Source organism: Sphingomonas insulae (genome assembly GCF_010450875.1).
Lineage (GTDB): Bacteria > Pseudomonadota > Alphaproteobacteria > Sphingomonadales > Sphingomonadaceae > Sphingomonas > Sphingomonas insulae.
Genome location: NZ_CP048422.1, coordinates 1777172 through 1792224 on the forward strand (window position 1 = coordinate 1777172; position 15053 = coordinate 1792224).

General features: G+C 68.5%; 13 protein-coding genes. 7 read left to right on the plus strand and 6 right to left on the minus strand.

What is annotated here, in order from left to right:
* Window positions 1–41: 41 nt before the first annotated feature.
* Both GTH33_RS10000 and GTH33_RS10005 read right to left on the minus strand, forming a co-directional pair.
* Window positions 42–1226, minus strand: coding sequence for an acyl-CoA dehydrogenase (locus GTH33_RS10000; protein ID WP_163958275.1), 1185 nt, complete (start codon window positions 1224–1226; stop codon window positions 42–44).
* Between the two features lie 115 nt (window positions 1227–1341).
* A complete protein-coding gene (locus GTH33_RS10005) occupies window positions 1342–3486 on the minus strand; it encodes a TonB-dependent receptor (RefSeq protein ID WP_163958276.1) in 2145 nt (714 codons plus the stop codon).
* 322 nt (window positions 3487–3808) lie between these two features.
* Here GTH33_RS10005 and GTH33_RS10010 point away from each other — a divergent pair, with 322 nt between their 5' ends.
* The 3 genes from GTH33_RS10010 (at window position 3809) to GTH33_RS10020 (ending at window position 5912) form a co-directional block, all read left to right on the plus strand.
* Complete coding sequence (locus tag GTH33_RS10010; RefSeq protein WP_163958277.1) at window positions 3809–4138, plus strand: VOC family protein; 330 nt, start codon at window positions 3809–3811, stop codon at window positions 4136–4138.
* Between the two features lie 366 nt (window positions 4139–4504).
* On the plus strand, window positions 4505–4960 hold the full coding sequence (locus tag GTH33_RS10015) for a GNAT family N-acetyltransferase (RefSeq protein ID WP_249055082.1): 456 nt from the start codon (window positions 4505–4507) through the stop codon (window positions 4958–4960).
* A gap of 70 nt (window positions 4961–5030) precedes the next feature.
* Complete coding sequence (locus tag GTH33_RS10020; RefSeq protein WP_163958279.1) at window positions 5031–5912, plus strand: AraC family transcriptional regulator; 882 nt, start codon at window positions 5031–5033, stop codon at window positions 5910–5912.
* A 254-nt stretch (window positions 5913–6166) separates the two neighbouring features.
* Here GTH33_RS10020 and GTH33_RS10025 read toward each other — a convergent pair whose 3' ends face one another.
* Genes GTH33_RS10025 through GTH33_RS17875 form a run of 3 tightly spaced genes read right to left on the minus strand, consistent with a single transcriptional unit; the run spans window position 6167 to window position 7401 of the window.
* Window positions 6167–6949, minus strand: a complete 783-nt coding sequence (locus tag GTH33_RS10025) for a tryptophan 2,3-dioxygenase (protein WP_163958280.1) — start codon at window positions 6947–6949, stop codon at window positions 6167–6169.
* 9 nt (window positions 6950–6958) lie between these two features.
* On the minus strand, window positions 6959–7228 hold the full coding sequence (locus GTH33_RS10030; RefSeq protein ID WP_243848289.1) for a hypothetical protein: 270 nt from the start codon (window positions 7226–7228) through the stop codon (window positions 6959–6961).
* A complete protein-coding gene (locus GTH33_RS17875; RefSeq protein ID WP_166753125.1) occupies window positions 7225–7401 on the minus strand; it encodes a hypothetical protein in 177 nt (58 codons plus the stop codon). The genes GTH33_RS10030 and GTH33_RS17875 overlap by 4 nt, the downstream gene beginning before the upstream one ends.
* 91 nt (window positions 7402–7492) lie before the next feature.
* Here GTH33_RS17875 and GTH33_RS10035 point away from each other — a divergent pair, with 91 nt between their 5' ends.
* Window positions 7493–8110 (plus strand): S24 family peptidase, encoded by a 618-nt coding sequence (locus GTH33_RS10035; RefSeq protein WP_163958281.1) that lies wholly within the window; start codon window positions 7493–7495, stop codon window positions 8108–8110.
* Between the two features lie 62 nt (window positions 8111–8172).
* Here the strand turns inward: GTH33_RS10035 and GTH33_RS17880 are convergent, their stop codons facing one another.
* Window positions 8173–8343 carry a hypothetical protein gene (locus GTH33_RS17880; protein WP_166753126.1) on the minus strand — a complete coding sequence of 57 codons (171 nt, stop codon included), beginning with the start codon at window positions 8341–8343 and terminating at the stop codon, window positions 8173–8175.
* A gap of 171 nt (window positions 8344–8514) precedes the next feature.
* On the opposite strand from GTH33_RS17880, the gene GTH33_RS10040 reads away from it, so the two are divergent.
* The 3 genes from GTH33_RS10040 (at window position 8515) to GTH33_RS10050 (ending at window position 14998) form a co-directional block, all read left to right on the plus strand.
* The gene (locus GTH33_RS10040; RefSeq protein WP_163958282.1) at window positions 8515–8724 is read left to right on the plus strand and encodes a hypothetical protein; all 210 of its coding nucleotides are present in this window, start codon (window positions 8515–8517) and stop codon (window positions 8722–8724) included.
* A gap of 215 nt (window positions 8725–8939) precedes the next feature.
* Window positions 8940–10883 (plus strand): autotransporter assembly complex protein TamA, encoded by a 1944-nt coding sequence (locus GTH33_RS10045; RefSeq protein WP_243848290.1) that lies wholly within the window; start codon window positions 8940–8942, stop codon window positions 10881–10883.
* On the plus strand, window positions 10880–14998 hold the full coding sequence (locus tag GTH33_RS10050; RefSeq protein ID WP_243848291.1) for a translocation/assembly module TamB domain-containing protein: 4119 nt from the start codon (window positions 10880–10882) through the stop codon (window positions 14996–14998). Before GTH33_RS10045 ends, GTH33_RS10050 begins: the two co-directional genes overlap by 4 nt.
* Window positions 14999–15053 lie beyond the last annotated feature (55 nt).

Consider the following 15053-nt stretch of genomic DNA (forward strand, 5'->3'; position numbering starts at 1 on the left):
CCCGCCCGCGCGGGGATGACGGATGGTTGGACCGCCCCTGCTCAAAACGCGGCGATGCCGGTGATGGCGCGACCGAGGATCAGCGCGTGGACGTCGTGCGCGCCTTCATAGGTGTTGACGGTTTCGAGGTTCATGGCGTGGCGCATGACCTGATATTCGCCGGAGATGCCGTTGCCGCCGTGCATGTCGCGCGCCATCCGGGCGATGTCGAGCGCCTTGCCGACGTTGTTGCGCTTGACGATCGAGACCATTTCCGGCGCGAACCGGCCATCGTCCATCAACCGCCCGACGCGCAGGGAGGCTTGCAGGCCGAGCGCGATCTCCGTCTCCATGTCGGCGAGCTTCTTCTGGTAGAGCTGGCGGCCGGCGAGCGGGGTGCCGAACTGCTTGCGATCGAGGCCGTATTGGCGGGCGGCGTGGAAGCAGAATTCGGCGGCGCCAAGCGCGCCCCAGCTGATGCCGTAGCGGGCGCGGTTGAGGCAGCCGAACGGCCCCTTCAGCCCCTCGACATCGGGCAGCAGCGCATCGTCGCCGACCTCGACATCCTCCATGACGATGCCGCCGGTGATCGACGCGCGCAGCGAGAGCTTGCCCTCGATCTTGGGGGCGGAGAGGCCCTTCATGCCCTTGGTGAGGATGAAGCCACGGATCGCACCGCCGTGCGCATCGGACTTGGCCCAGACGACGAAAACGTCGGCGATCGGGCTGTTCGAAATCCAGGTCTTGGCGCCGGAGATGACGTAGCCGCCATCGACCCGCCTCGCGCGGGTGGTCATGCCGCCGGGGTCGGAGCCGGCATCAGGTTCGGTAAGGCCGAAGCAGCCGATATATTCCCCCGACGCGAGCCGGGGCAGGAAGGTGCGCTTCTGCTCTTCGGATCCGTAGGCGTGGATCGGATACATGACGAGGCTGGACTGGACGCTCATCATCGAGCGGTAGCCGCTGTCGATCCGTTCGACTTCCCGCGCCACCAGCCCGTACGCGACATAACCCGCGCCGACGCCGCCATATTCCTCCGGCACCGTCGGGCCGAGCAGGCCGAGTTCCCCCATTTCGCGGAAGATGTCGGGGTCGGTATGTTCGTGCTGGAACGCATGGACGATGCGCGGCGCGAGCTTGTCCTGCGCATAGCTTTGCGCGGTGTCGCGGATCATCCGCTCGTCCTCGGTCAACTGATCGTCGAGCAGGAAGGGATCGGCCCAGTCGAACTTGCCCATGCCGGCCATCGTCATCTCCTTTTGAAGATGCGGTACGGGAGGAATGGGCAGTGGGCAAGTGGCCTGGCCATCATGCCGTCATCCCGGAGGTGGTCCGGGCTGATGGCATGCGGTGGGCGAAACGTCAGAGGCCGAAGCGCAGCGTCACGCGGATGTCGCGGCCGGCGAGGGGGGCGAAGTCCTTGAGGAAGCTGGAGTGGCGGCGGGCGACGACGTCGAACAGGTTGTTCGCCGACAGCAGCAGGCTGGTCTTGCTGTCCTTGCCGAACGGGCTGAACGAGGCGCTGGCGTTGACCATCGTATAATCGTCGGTGCGGGTTTCGAACGCGGCGAGGCGGTTCTGCGGAAAGACGTGCTCCACCTCGACACGGCCGCCGATGCTATCACCCTGCGCCTCGATGCCGCCGAGGACGCGCGCGGGCGGGATGCGCGGCACCGGGCTGACGTCGACGATGTTGGCACGGACGTAGTCGCCGAGCAGGTCGGCGTTGATCGTGTAGCCGCCGATGCGCGCGAGGCGGACGGAGGCGTCCGCTTCGAAGCCGTAGTAGCGGGCGTCGCCCTGCTGGTACTGGAAGCACGGGAGGTCGACCTCGTCCGAGCGCGCCTCGCACACCGCCTGGTCGACGCGGTTTTCGGAGATGTAGTTGGAGAACCAGTTGTAATAGGCCGAGGCATCGAAGCTGTAGCCGTCGCCATGCGCGTGCAGCGTCGCCTCTAGGCCCCAGGATTTCTCGACGCCGAAGTCGGGGTTGCCGAGTTCATAGGCCTGGGTGCCGGCGTGCGGGCCGTTCGCCAGTAGCTCCTCCGCGGATGGCGCCCGTTCGGTGCGCGACCCGTTGAGGCCGATGCGGATACCATCGCCCAGCGCGTAGGAGGCGCCGATCGAGCCCGACAGGGCGTCGAAACGCCGCGTCCCGCCGAAAAAGCGATCGTTGCCGTCGGGGACGCGCCCCGACACGTCGGTCAGTTCGTAGCGCAGGCCGCCCTCGGCCCGGAACGGCCCGGCGCTATATTGCTGGAGGGTGAAGAAGCCGGTCTGGTTGGTTTCGTTCTTCGGCAGGAAGGCCTCGTCGCCGACGACGTTGAAGATGCGGTTGAAATACTGGACGCCGGACGCGCCCTGCCAGCCGCCGCGGTTCGCCTGCACGACCTCAAGCCGCCCTTCGAGACCGTTGTTGTAGAAGGCAGTGCCGACGCTGCCGTCCTCTTCCAGTTCGAAGTGGCGATAGGTCGCCTGGCCGGCGCGGATACGGATCTTGTCGAGGAAGCCGCCGCCAGTGTTGACCTCGCCGCGCAGGTCGACGCGGTTCTGGACGACGGACAGGCGGGGCGCTTCCTGTTCCTGTCCCACCGCGGTCGCGTAGCGGATGGGGACGCCGTAGAGGCTGTCGTAATGGCTGTAGGACACGCCGAGGTTGCCGGTGTCGGTGATGATCGACGCGCCGGCGCCGGCCGTCCACGTCTTCGCAGCGGAATTGGGCAGCCGGTCGCGCAGCGCGGCGGAGGCGGCGAAGTCGATCGGTTCGTCGGTGCCGAGCTGGGGCTGGCCGACCTGGCTGAGCGCGGCGGCACGCGCGGCGGGGGAGAGCAGATAGCCCTTGCCGGTGCGCAGGTCGTCCGCCTTCAGATACGATCCGTCGGCATGGAGGACGAGGTGTTCGCCGACGGCGACATCACCCGCCGCACCGGCCGAGCGTTCGCTGGCGGCGGACCCGTAGTTGGCGATGCCGTTGAGGCGATAGCCGTTTTCAGGAACGGTGCGCGGGATGCGGGTGTCGATGACGTTGACGACGCCGCCGACCGCGGACGATCCGAACAACAGTGCCGACGGGCCGCGCAGCACCTCGATCCGTTCGGCGAGCAGCGGGTCGATGATGACCGCATGGTCGACGCTGGTGTTGCTGACGTCGATCGAGCCGATGCCATCGGTCAGCACGCGAATGCGGTCGCCCTGAAAGCCGCGCAGGATCGGGCGCGAGGCGCTGGGGCCGAACGAGGTGGCGGAGACGCCGGGCTGGCGCGCGAGGGTTTCGCCGATCGTCGGGCGCAGATTGCGGGTGAGTTCCTCACCGGAGATGACCGAGGTGCCTTGCAGGACATCGCGTTCGCTCTGCGGGAGGGCGGCGGTGACGATGATGTCCTTGCCCTGCGGAGCGGCGGCGGCGGCTGGCGCGGGGACTGGTGCGGTTGCGGGCTGATCGACGGTTTGCGCGACAGCGGGGCTGGCGAACAGGGCGGCGCCGGCGAGCAGGGTGGATTTGAGCATCGGTACTCCGGGAACAGGCAATGGTGCGAACGCGCTGCCCTTACCGGCGATGTTACGTTATATCAAAATGAATTTTGCGTCATGTGAGCCGGCCGCCGGATCATGACCGGCACCGCGGTTTCCATCGGGGCGGCCCGTCGGAGCGGCGGCGTCGCATGCGTTGACAAGCCACCGCGGGTTCTCCACGAACGGCAGGACGGACACCGTTCCAGACCCGGCATGCGCACCGCCGCCCCTGCTCGACAAGGACCAGACGATCGTGTCGTCATCCCTATCCGAAGTCGCTTTCGGCCGCACCGCGCCGGGCATATGCGTACGCGACATGCACGTCGCACACGAATTCTACACCCGTATCCTGGGCTTCGAGACGGTGTTCGAGAACGGCGACCCGGTCGGGTTCATGGTGTTGAGGAAGGATCGGGCGGAGATCCATCTGAGCCGGAAGCCGGACCACAAGGCCTCGAGCGTCAACGTGATGCACATGTTCGTGAGCGACGCCGCCGCTCTCTATGCGATCTGCCAAACCCAAGGCGTCCGGATCATCAAACGGCTGACGGACAAGGACTATGGCCAGCGCGCCTTCGTCTTTGCCGACCCCGACGGCAACCGGATCGATATCGGCGAACGACTTGCCGACACACGCCAGCCCTGACCGCCGCGTGTAGCGCCAGCGATGGCGGACCGGGTCGGTAGCGGGGCGCGCGCCGGCGGTCACGGGATGGACGTGGCGATCGCGCGATCGGCGACCGGCGTTGGCGGATCTCGCACGGTATCGCGATCATGACGAACACCATCGCTTTGACGAATAGCCGAGACTCGTCCGTCCCGCCCTGCGAACAGGCGATGCAGCGGGGATCGCGCTCCAACAACGCGACCGGTTTGGCGCGTACCGTGTTCTTCCCGCCATGGGAACGCTGGCCATGGCTGGTCGATGGCGATTATCAGGGGCCGTTACACCTCTCCTCGACGCTGCGGAGCGGGGGGGGGGGGGGCTTCTCAGGGATTATGATCGTTGATCGTGCGCCAAGCGACCATCGCCGACCTGGACACGCTGGTGCCGTTGTTCGACGCCTACCGTCAGTTCTACGAGCAGCCGGCTGACCCGATCGGGGCGCGACGCTTCCTGGGGGATCGGTTCGAGCATCAGCAATCGGTCATCCTGCTCGCGTGTGACGACATCCAGCCGGTCGGTTTCGTGCAGCTCTTTCCGACCTTTTCCTCCGCGCGGCTTGCCCGGACGTTCATCCTCAACGACCTGTTCGTCGCGCCCGCCGCTCGCGGCACGGGTGCCGGCCGGGCCTTGCTGGACGCGGCATGCGATTATGGCCGCGCCGTGGGAGCCGCCCGGCTATCACTCTCCACCGCCGTCACCAACACGAACGCCCAATCCCTGTACGAGCGTGCCGGCTGGACGCGGGACACCATATTCTGCGTCTATGGCATCCCCCTGACCCAGGCGGCGATCGATCGTTGAACCGCAAGATCGGTCGAGCGCGTCATATCCGCTAGCGCCTAGCTGGCGTCGCCACGAAGGATAGGACGAGATGAAGGCGGCGCTCCACAACTACCATGCCCGGATGCAGCGGGTGCTGGATCACATCGACCGGCATCTGGACGACGATCTGGACCTGGATGCGGTGAGCGGCGTCGCCGCCTTCTCGAAATACCATTTCCACCGGCAGTTCACGGCGACCTTCGGGCTGTCCGTGCATCGCTACGTCCAGCTCGCCCGCATGAAGCGGGCATCCTACCGGCTGGCCTATCGGGACGCGCACCGCGTCACCGACATAGCGATGGATGCCGGTTACGACGCCCCGGATGCCTTCGCTCGCGCCTTTCGGCAACGGTTCGGGCAATCGCCGTCGTCGTTCCGGAAGGCGCCTGATTGGGAGCCGTGGCTCGCGGCCTTCGGGCCTCTCGACAATGCGAGGAGCAAGCTGATGCAGACCATCTACACCCCCGACGACGTGACGATCCGAGACGTAACCCCGACGCCCGTGGCGATCATGGAGCATCGCGGCGACCCGGCGACGATCGGCGCGACGATCCAGCGGTTCATCGCCTGGCGCAAGGCAATCGGGCTGTCGCCGAGCGCCAGCCCGACCTTCAACATCTTCCACACCGATCCGCGCACTACGCCTTCGGCGGCATACCGCATGGACCTGTGCTTCGGCACCGATCGCCCGGTCGAAGCCCGGGACGAGCGGATCGAGGCCGGCACCATCCCCGGCGGGCGGTGTGCGGTGCTGCGCGTCGTCGGCAACACCGACAATCTGGAGGCCGCTGCGCTGTACCTGTACCGCGATTGGCTGCCCGGCAGTGGCGAGGATACGCGCGATTTCCCCCTCTATTGCCAGCGCATCGCCTTCTTCCCCGAAGTGCCGGAGCATGAGGCGGTCGCAGACCTGTTCCTGCCGCTAGCATAATCTGCCCGAGGGCGGCTCGAGGATCCCCTAGTCCTGGAACCGAAGGGCCGCCCCACCCGAGCACTTTTGTCCGTCATGCTCGGCGATCCCCGCGCTTTGACGACGATCGGGATTGACGATGCGACGGGACGGAAGGCCGAAGGCCTGCAAAACATGGAGTTGAATCAGCGAGCGGTGCAAAAGGTCGACGGCCGACTTGGCGGAGGTTGTCATCCGCGGATGGCGCGGTGATCAGGTGGACCGGATGCAGGCGGTCACAGGCTGGTGCGGACGTCGAGCAGTTCGGGGAAGAAACGCTGTTCGACGACCTTGGCGAGATACGGCACGCCGGCGGTGCCGCCGGTGCCGGTCTTGAAGCCGATGGCGCGTTCGACCGTCTTGAGATGCCCGAAACGCCAGAGCTGGACGTGATATTCGAGGTCGACCAGTTTCTCGGCGAGTTCGTACAGGTCCCAATAAGCGGAGGGATTGCCGTAGACGGTGGCCCAGCACGCCTCGACGGCGGGAGAGGGCGGCGCGATGGTGGCGAAGTCGCGATCGAGGCGGTCGGCGGGGACGGGCAGGCCGCGGCGGGCGAGCAGGCGCAACGCCTGGTCGTACAGGCTGGGCGTCGCGAGTTCGCCGGACAGGCGGGCGCGTACATCCGGTTCGTCGAAGACGTCGATCATCGCGGGGTTGCGATTGCCCATGACGAATTCGAGCTGGCGATACTGGTCGGACTGGAACCCCGAGCTTTTGCCGAGACTGCCGCGCATCGCGGCATAGTCGGCGGGGGTCATCGTCGCCAGCACCTCCCACGACTGGATCAGTTGCGCCTGGATGCGGCTGACCCGCGCCATCATCTTCAGCGCGGGAGGCAGATCGTCGGCGGCGATCCGGCGACGCGCCTCGCCCAGTTCGTGGAGGCACAGCTTCATCCACAGCTCCGACGCCTGATGGATCGTCACGAACAGCAGTTCGTCGTGGACATCGCTGAGCGGCGTCTGGACGGCGAGCAGTTCGGGCAGGCGCAGGTAGCTGCGATAGGTGATCGTCATGCCGCATCCTTAACCATCGAGCAGCAGGACCTCCAGCGTCGCGCGATCGGCGGACGCGGCGACGACGACGAGATCGGCGACCAGGTGCCCGGGAACGGGCAGGTCCTCTTCGGGCAGCGCGGCGAGCCATCCGGCGGGATCGCCGCCGTCGAGGTCGAGCGCGAGGGTCAGGCGGGCGCCGGTGAAGGTGGCGCTGGACCATGGGCGTTCCGCGACGTGGCGCAGGGCGATCGCCACGCCATGGCGTGCGGCGCTGGCGGCGAGGGCGCGTGCGATCATGCCGGCCGCCCGGCCATGAAGTGTTCGATCCGGGCGGCATTCTCCGGCCCGATCACCCGGCCGCGCATCATGTCGGTGACGAGGCGCGGATCGTTGATCGCGAGCCGCCCGAACTGGCTGCGCGACATGCCGGTGCGGCGGAGATAGCGGTCGATCTTGATCAGCAGGCACATCGATTCCCTCACGAGTCCATTGGCTATGTTCTCGATCTGTTCCGATCGATCCAACTTGTCTAGGAAAATTTCCTACGCTATCGCATCCAAGGTGGAGACGGTTGATCCCAGAAGCCGGCTGACGGCATTGGCGGCGGCGCGTGGCGACAGCCTGGCGGCATTGTCGGCGATGATCGGGCGCAACCCGGCCTATCTGCAGCAGTTCGTAACGCGCGGGTCGCCGCGGCGGTTGGCGGACGACGACCGCCGGCGGCTGGCCGATTATTTCGGGGTCGACGAGGTCGAACTGGGCGCGGAGCCGGGGCGCCGGCCATTCGTGCTGCCGCGACTCGATATCGCGGCGTCGGCGGGACCGGGCGCGTTCGTCGACGGGGAAATCGTGCTGGGCGCGGCGGCGATCGACCCGGCGCTGGCAAGCCGGCTGGGGTTGCGCGACGGACAGGCGGCGATCGTGCGGGTGCGCGGCGATTCGATGGAGCCGGGACTGGTCGATGGCGACCTGATCGTGGTCGACCGCGCCCGCCGGACTCCCGATGCGCGCGGTGCGGTGTTCGTGGTGCGGATCGACGATGCGGTGATGGTCAAGCGCGTCCGCCGCGGGCGGGGCAAACCGATGGTGACGAGTGACAATCCTGCAGCGGCGGCGGTGCCGGAGGGGGCGGTGGAGGTGATCGGCCGCGTGGTATGGCTGATGCGCGAGCCGCGCTGACCGCGCGTCGAAATGCCGGCAGTCAGATCGTCATCGGGCGGCCCGGCGCCCGTCACGCTGGCCTAGCGGCGGCGGTCCCGCAGCCAGATCGCCACCGCGCCCAGGCTGCCGATGACCAGTCCCGCCACAAAGCCGATCGTTACCTGACCCTGGGTCAGGCCCACGATAGTGCCGCCGATGGTGCAGATCGCGATCAGGATGCCGCCGGCGGCGGAAGGGGGAGTGTCGGCCATGGCATGCCCCTGCCACGTCCCGCTGCGGGACGCCAGCGTACCGGAGCGGGACAGGTGGCACAGGCGCGCGGGGCGGTGTTTACCATCGCCAGCCGCCGGACCGGGGCGATGCCATAGGACTGGCACGGCGATTGTAGGTGGGCGGCCAACCGTATCGTCCAGGAGTATCGCATGGCCGCCCTTTATCTCGCCGACGCACAGCAGGTGATCGAGGCGGCGGACCTCATCGCGACCTTCGGCGACGAGGCGCCGGTCGAGGCGGCGATCCGCGCGGGACGGATGCGCGACATCGGGAATTACGTGCACTTCTGCCGCTGGCGCCAGACCGAGCGGTTGATCGCGGTGATGTCTTCGGACGAGGCGGTCGGCACGGTGCATTGATCCGGCGTCGACCGGCGGCATGCGCGCGGGGCCGAACGGTCGGGCGATGCCTGCCGGCGCGGCGCTCAGGCGGGGCTGCATCCATGCCGTCCGACCGTCACCGCGCCCGGTTGGTCGGAAAAGGGCCTGACATGGGACTGTCGCGGCGGGTCGGCGCACGCTAGGACCGCCGGATGGTGGCGCATGTGGGGTGGTTCGGGCTTGGCGCGACTGCCATGCTTCTTCTCTCCGGACCGGCCGCGGCGCAGACCATGCCCGCGGCGACGATGCCGCTCGACCCCGATCGTTCGCTCGATCCCAAAGTCCCGCTCGATCCAAGCGCCCCGCTCGACCCCAATGCGCCGCTGGCTTCCCTGCCGGATATTGGCGTCGCCTGGCCCGACCTGGGCGCGGACGCGGGGGCGACCACGGCGACGCAGGCGACCGACGGTGCCGCAGAGACACGCTACGGATGGCGGATCGACGGGCTGGACAGCGCCGCGACGCCGCTGCTGCGCCAGCGGTTCGACGATCTGTCGACGCTGAACGCCAACGACGGCAGAGACGCGAATGCCGCACAGCTGGACCGGCGGGCACGCGAGGACGCCGACCTGCTCCAGACGCTGCTGCGCGGCGAGGGCTATTACGATGCACGCGTGACGACGCGGGTCGAACCGGGGCCGAAGCCACTGGTCGTCCTGCAGGCGGAGGCGGGGACGCTGTACCGCTTCAACGGCGTGACGTTGGGCGGGATCGCCGCGACGGAGGGCAAGGCGACGACGTTGCGCGATGCCTTTGGCGTGAAGACGCAGGATGCGGTCAACGCCGACGCGATCGTTGCGGGCGAGGCGCGGCTGAAGACGCGGATCGGGCAGGAGGGCTTTCCGTTCGCCGACGTCGGCGAACCGCAGATCGTCGTCGACCACGCCACGAAGACGGCGACGCTGGACCTGGCGGTGGCGCCGGGGGCGGAGCGGCGGTTCGGACAGGTGGTGGCGCTGCCCGGCAACCGCGTGTTCGATGCGCATCACGTCCAGGAAATCGCGCGCTTCACCCCGGGCGAGACCTATGATGCCTCGTCGCTCGACGATCTGCGCCGGGCCTTGATCCAGACCAGCCTCGTCTCGGCGGTCACGCTGAAGCCCGTCGAGGGGACAACGCCCGGCACCGTCGATATCGGCGTGAAGCTGGAACCGGCGCCGCCCCGCACCATCGCCGGCGAAGTCGGGTACGGCACCGGCGAGGGCGCGCGGGCCGAGCTGAGCTGGACGCACCGCAACCTGTTCCCGCCCGAAGGAGCAGTGACCGTTCGCGGCGTCGCCGGCACGCGCGAGCAGCTGGGTAGCCTGGTATTCCGGCGCAACAACTTCGAGGGGCGCGACCGGGTGCTGACCGCGCAGGTCGCCGCGGCACACGTGCAGCGCGATGCATATGAGGCGAAGACCTTTTCGCTGTCGGCGACGCTGGAACGGCAAACGACGATCTTCTTTCAGAAAGCCTGGACCTGGTCGCTGGGCGGCGAGCTGGTGACGTCGGACGAGCGCGACGTGATCGCCGCGACCGGCGCACCGCGGCGACGGACCTTCTATATCGCGGCGGCGCCGACCAGCCTCAATTATGACGGCACCGACGACCTGCTGGATCCGACCCGCGGTTTCCGGCTGGGCGGGCGGATCAGCCCCGAATTTTCGTTGCAGGGTGCGGCGTTCGGCTATGTGCGGACGCAGGTAGACGGCAGCGCCTATCAACCGCTGAAGCGCGGGCTGGTGCTGGCGGAACGGGTGCGGCTGGGGTCGATCCTCGGCGCGTCGCGCGACAGCATCGCGCCGTCACGGCGGTTCTATGCCGGCGGCGGTGCGTCGGTGCGCGGTTACGGCTATCAGGCGATCGGACCGCGGGACGTCAACAACGACCCGATTGGCGGCCGCAGTCTGGCCGAATTCTCAATCGAGGCGCGGGTGAAGACGTTCGGCAATTTCGGCATCGTGCCGTTCCTGGATGGCGGCACGATCTATACCAGCGCGCTGCCGCGACTGAGCGATTTCCAATATGGTGCGGGCGTCGGCGTGCGCTATTATTCGAACTTTGGCCCGATCCGCCTCGACGTTGGCACGCCCTTGAACCCGCAGCCGGGCGACAGCCGCGTCGCCGTATACGTGTCGCTGGGGCAGGCGTTTTGAACTGCTGGCTGCGGCGCATCGCGCTGGCGGTCGCCGCGCTGGTGGCGGTGTTCGCCGCCGCGCTGGCCATCGTCGACACGGATGTGGGCCATCGCTGGGTCGCCGAGCGGATCGGCGCGATCCGCACCGCCAACGGGCTGCGTTTCACCGTCGGGCGGATCGACGGGTCGCTGTACGGACAGGCACGGTTGAAGGACGTTCGGGTCCAGGACCTCGACGGGTTGCTGGTACAGGCGCCGGTGGTGACGCTCGACTGGAAACCGTGGCTGTGGTTTCGCAACCGGCTGGACATCGCGGCGCTGGCAATTCCGCAGGCGACGCTGTTCCATGCCCCGCATACCCGCAAATCGGCCAAACGCGGCCCGATCCTGCCGGATTTCGACATTCGTATCGGACGGCTGGCGATCGATCGACTGGTGCTGGCGAAGCCCGTGCTGGGGACGGAGCGGATCGGGCGGGTCGTCGGGCGGGCCGACATCCGCCGGGGACGTGCGCTGGTGCGGCTGGATGCGGACGTGGCGGGATCGGACCGGCTGGCGCTGCGGATCGATGCCGAACCGGATCGCGACCGGTTCGACGTGGACGTGCGCGCATCGGGCGCGGCGGGCGGCGTGCTGGCGCGCGGTATCGGTATCCGCCGCGCGCTGACGCTCGACATCGGCGGTGACGGCAGCTGGTCGCGCTGGCGCGGCCGCGCGGTCGGTCGGGCGGGGACGGTTCGGGCCGTCGATCTGGCGCTGGCGGCGGATGCGGGACGCTACACGCTGTCGGGCAATGTCGCGCCCGGCGGGATGTTCGGCGCACTGGCAGAGCGGCTGGCGCGGCCGCGCATGCTGGTCAACGGCAGCGCCACATTCGCCGAACGTCGGCTGGATGGCGCGCTGTCGTTGCGCAGCCCGGCGATCGCGACCGAGGTGACCGGGCTGATCGACCTGGGCGCGAGTGCCTTCCGCAACGTGCGCGTCAGGACGCGGCTGCTTCGCCCGGCGGCGGTGATCGCGACGATGAGCGGCAGGGGGGTCGAATTGCGTGCGGTACTGGACGGCGGGTTCGACGCCGCGCGGTTCGATTTTCGGCTGCGTGCCGATCGACTGGGTGTCGACCGGACGGGGATGCGCGCGGTACGGCTGGCTGGCAGCGGACGGCTGGGACAGCGGGCGACGACGATGCCGGTGCGCTTCGCCGCCGCCGAGGTGACCGGCGTCGGCAATGTCGCGGGCGGTATCCTGCGCAACCTGAGCCTGGACGGGCCGCTGGTGCTGAAGGGATCGCTGCTGACCGGGGACGCGCTGCGCCTGCGGTCGGACAAGCTGGCGGGACGGATCATGCTGGCGGTGGATTTCGCCACCGGCCGCTACGAAATGGGGCTGAACGGCACGCTCAATCGCCTGTATATCAAGGGGTTGGGGGTCGTCGACCTGCGCAGCGACCTGCGGGTGGTGCCGGGGGCGGGCGGACGCGGCACGCGGATCGTCGGACGCGGCGCGGTGCAGGTGATACGGCTGGACAACGGCTTCCTGCGCGGATTGACCGGCGGATTGCCGCGGATCGTCACCGGGCTGGAGCGGACGCCGGACGGCGTGCTGCATTTCACCGACATGGTGCTGACGTCGCCGCTGCTCACCCTGCGCGGCAACGGGCTGCGGCGGCGCGACGAGACGTTCCATATCGAGGCGGTCGGGCGGCACGGCCAATATGGCCCGGTGACGATGAGGCTGGACGGCAAGATCGACCGGCCGACGCTGGACCTGATATTTGCGCGGCCGAACGACACCCTGGGCCTGTCGCAGGTGCGTGCGCACCTGGATCCGACGGCGCAGGGGTTCGACTGGCGCGCCGAGGGGGGATCGCGACTGGGGCCGTTCGCGGCGACGGGGTCGATCCTGCTGCTGCCACCGGGGGTGGACGACATCATCCAGGTCGACCGGCTGGCGGTGAGCGGCACGGTCGCCTCCGGGCGGCTGGCGATTGTCAGCGGCGGGTTCACCGGCACGCTGAACGTGGCGGGCGGCGGGCTGTCGGGGGAATTGTTGCTCCGCCCGGTGGGGACCGTGCAGCGGATCGAGATGCATCTGGCGGCGGCGAATGCGCGGCTATCGACCGCGCTGCTGCGGCGCGGACGGCTGGATGCAACGATGCTGCTCGATCCGGCAGGCACGTCGATCGATGCCACCGCGACCGGGCTAGGTCTGCGACAGGGGCGGCTGAGCCTCGCCCGCTTTGCCGGCAACGCCCGGCTGCGCGGCGGCGTGGGTGAGGTTCGGGCGTCGATCGCCGGATCGCGCGGGCGCGCGTTCGATATCCAGACGGTGACGCAGGTGTCGCCCGACCGGTACGTCGTGGCGGCTGAGGGTACGCTGGATCGCCGGTCGCTGAAGCTGCTGACCCCGGCGGAGATCGTGCGCGATGGCGATGGATGGCGGCTGTCGTCCACCAGGCTCGCCTTTGCCGGAGGCGAAGGCGCGGTGAGCGGGCGGTTCGGGGCAGGAGGCCTTGCGGTGGATGCATCGCTGACGCGGATGCCGCTGGCGATCCTCGACATCGGTTTTCCGCGGTTGGGGCTGAGCGGCACCGCCTCTGGCACGTTCAGCTACGATGCCGTCGACGGACAGGCGCCGACCGGCAAGGCCAACGTCACCGTCCGGGGCCTGAGCCGTGCCGGGCTGGTGCTGTCGTCTCGGCCGATCGACGTCGGGCTGGCGGCGGCGCTGTCGGTCGACCGGCTGGGGGTGCGCGCGGTGATGGCGTCGGGCGGCAAGACGATCGGCCGCGGACAGGCGCTGCTGCGGCCGCTGGGCACGGGTGACCTCGCCAGCCGGATCGCCGCCGCGCCACTGTTCGCGCAATTGCGGTACCAGGGGCCGGCCGATACGCTGTGGCGGTTGACCGGCGTCGAACTGTTCGACCTGTCGGGGCCGGTGGCGATCGGTGCGGATGTCAGTGGGCGGATCGATGCGCCGGTGATCCGCGGCGTGTTGCAGGCGTCGGGCGCGCGGATCGAGAGTGCGAACACCGGCACCGTGCTGACCAACGTCGCCGCGACCGGCCGGTTCGGCGGATCGCGGTTGCAGATCGACCGCTTCGCCGCGGATGCAGGCAAGGGCGGGCGGGTGACCGGCAGCGGCGGGTTCGACTTTGCCGCGAACGGTGGCATCGGCATCGATATCCGGCTGGCGGCGGATCATGCGGTGATGATCAATCGCGACGATATCGGAGCCACGGTGACGGGGCCGCTGACCTTCACGTCCGATGGCACGGGCGGCCGGATCGCAGGCGATGTGGTGCTGAACCGGAGTCGCTATCGGCTGGGACAGGCGACGGCGGCCACTGCGGTGCCGCGCCTCAACATCCGCGAGATCAACCTGCCCGACGGCGGCGAGGAAGACGAGGCCCCGATCGCGCCATGGACGCTGGCGATCAAGGCGAAGGCGGCAGACAAGGTGATCGTCAGCGGGCTGGGCCTGTCGAGCGAATGGTCGGCGGACCTCGCCATAGCGGGCGAACCGGCCAATCCGGCGATCACCGGTGCCGCAACGCTGGTGCGCGGCGACTATGAATTCGCCGGCCGCAAGTTCGAGCTCAACCGCGGGATCATCCGCTTCGCCGGCGAGGTGCCGGCGAATCCGGCGCTGGATATCGAGGCGAATGCGGACAGCACCGGCCTGAGTGCGGCGATCCGGGTGACCGGAACCGCGTTGAAGCCGGAGATCGGCTTTTCCAGCGTACCGGCGCTGCCGCAGGACGAATTGCTGTCGCGCCTGTTGTTCGGCACGTCCATCACCAGCCTGTCGGCGCCCGAGGCGCTACAACTGGCATCGGCGGTGGCGGCGTTGCAGAATGGCGGGAATGGGCTCAATCCGATCAACGCAGTCCGGCGGGCGGCGGGGCTTGACCGGTTGCGCATCCTGCCTGCCGATCCGCAGACCGGGCAGGGGACGTCGATCGCGGCGGGCAAATATGTGACGCGTCGCCTGTACGCCGAGATCGTGACCGACGGTCAGGGCTATTCCGCGACGCAGGTCGAGTTCCAAGTGACGCGCTGGCTGTCGCTGCTGTCGAGCATCTCGACGTTGGGGCGGCAGAGCGCAAACGTGCGGGTGTCGAAAGATTATTGAACGGCGACGGGATGTGCTGCCACCAGCCCCGTCACGCCGGCGCGAGCCGGGTGAC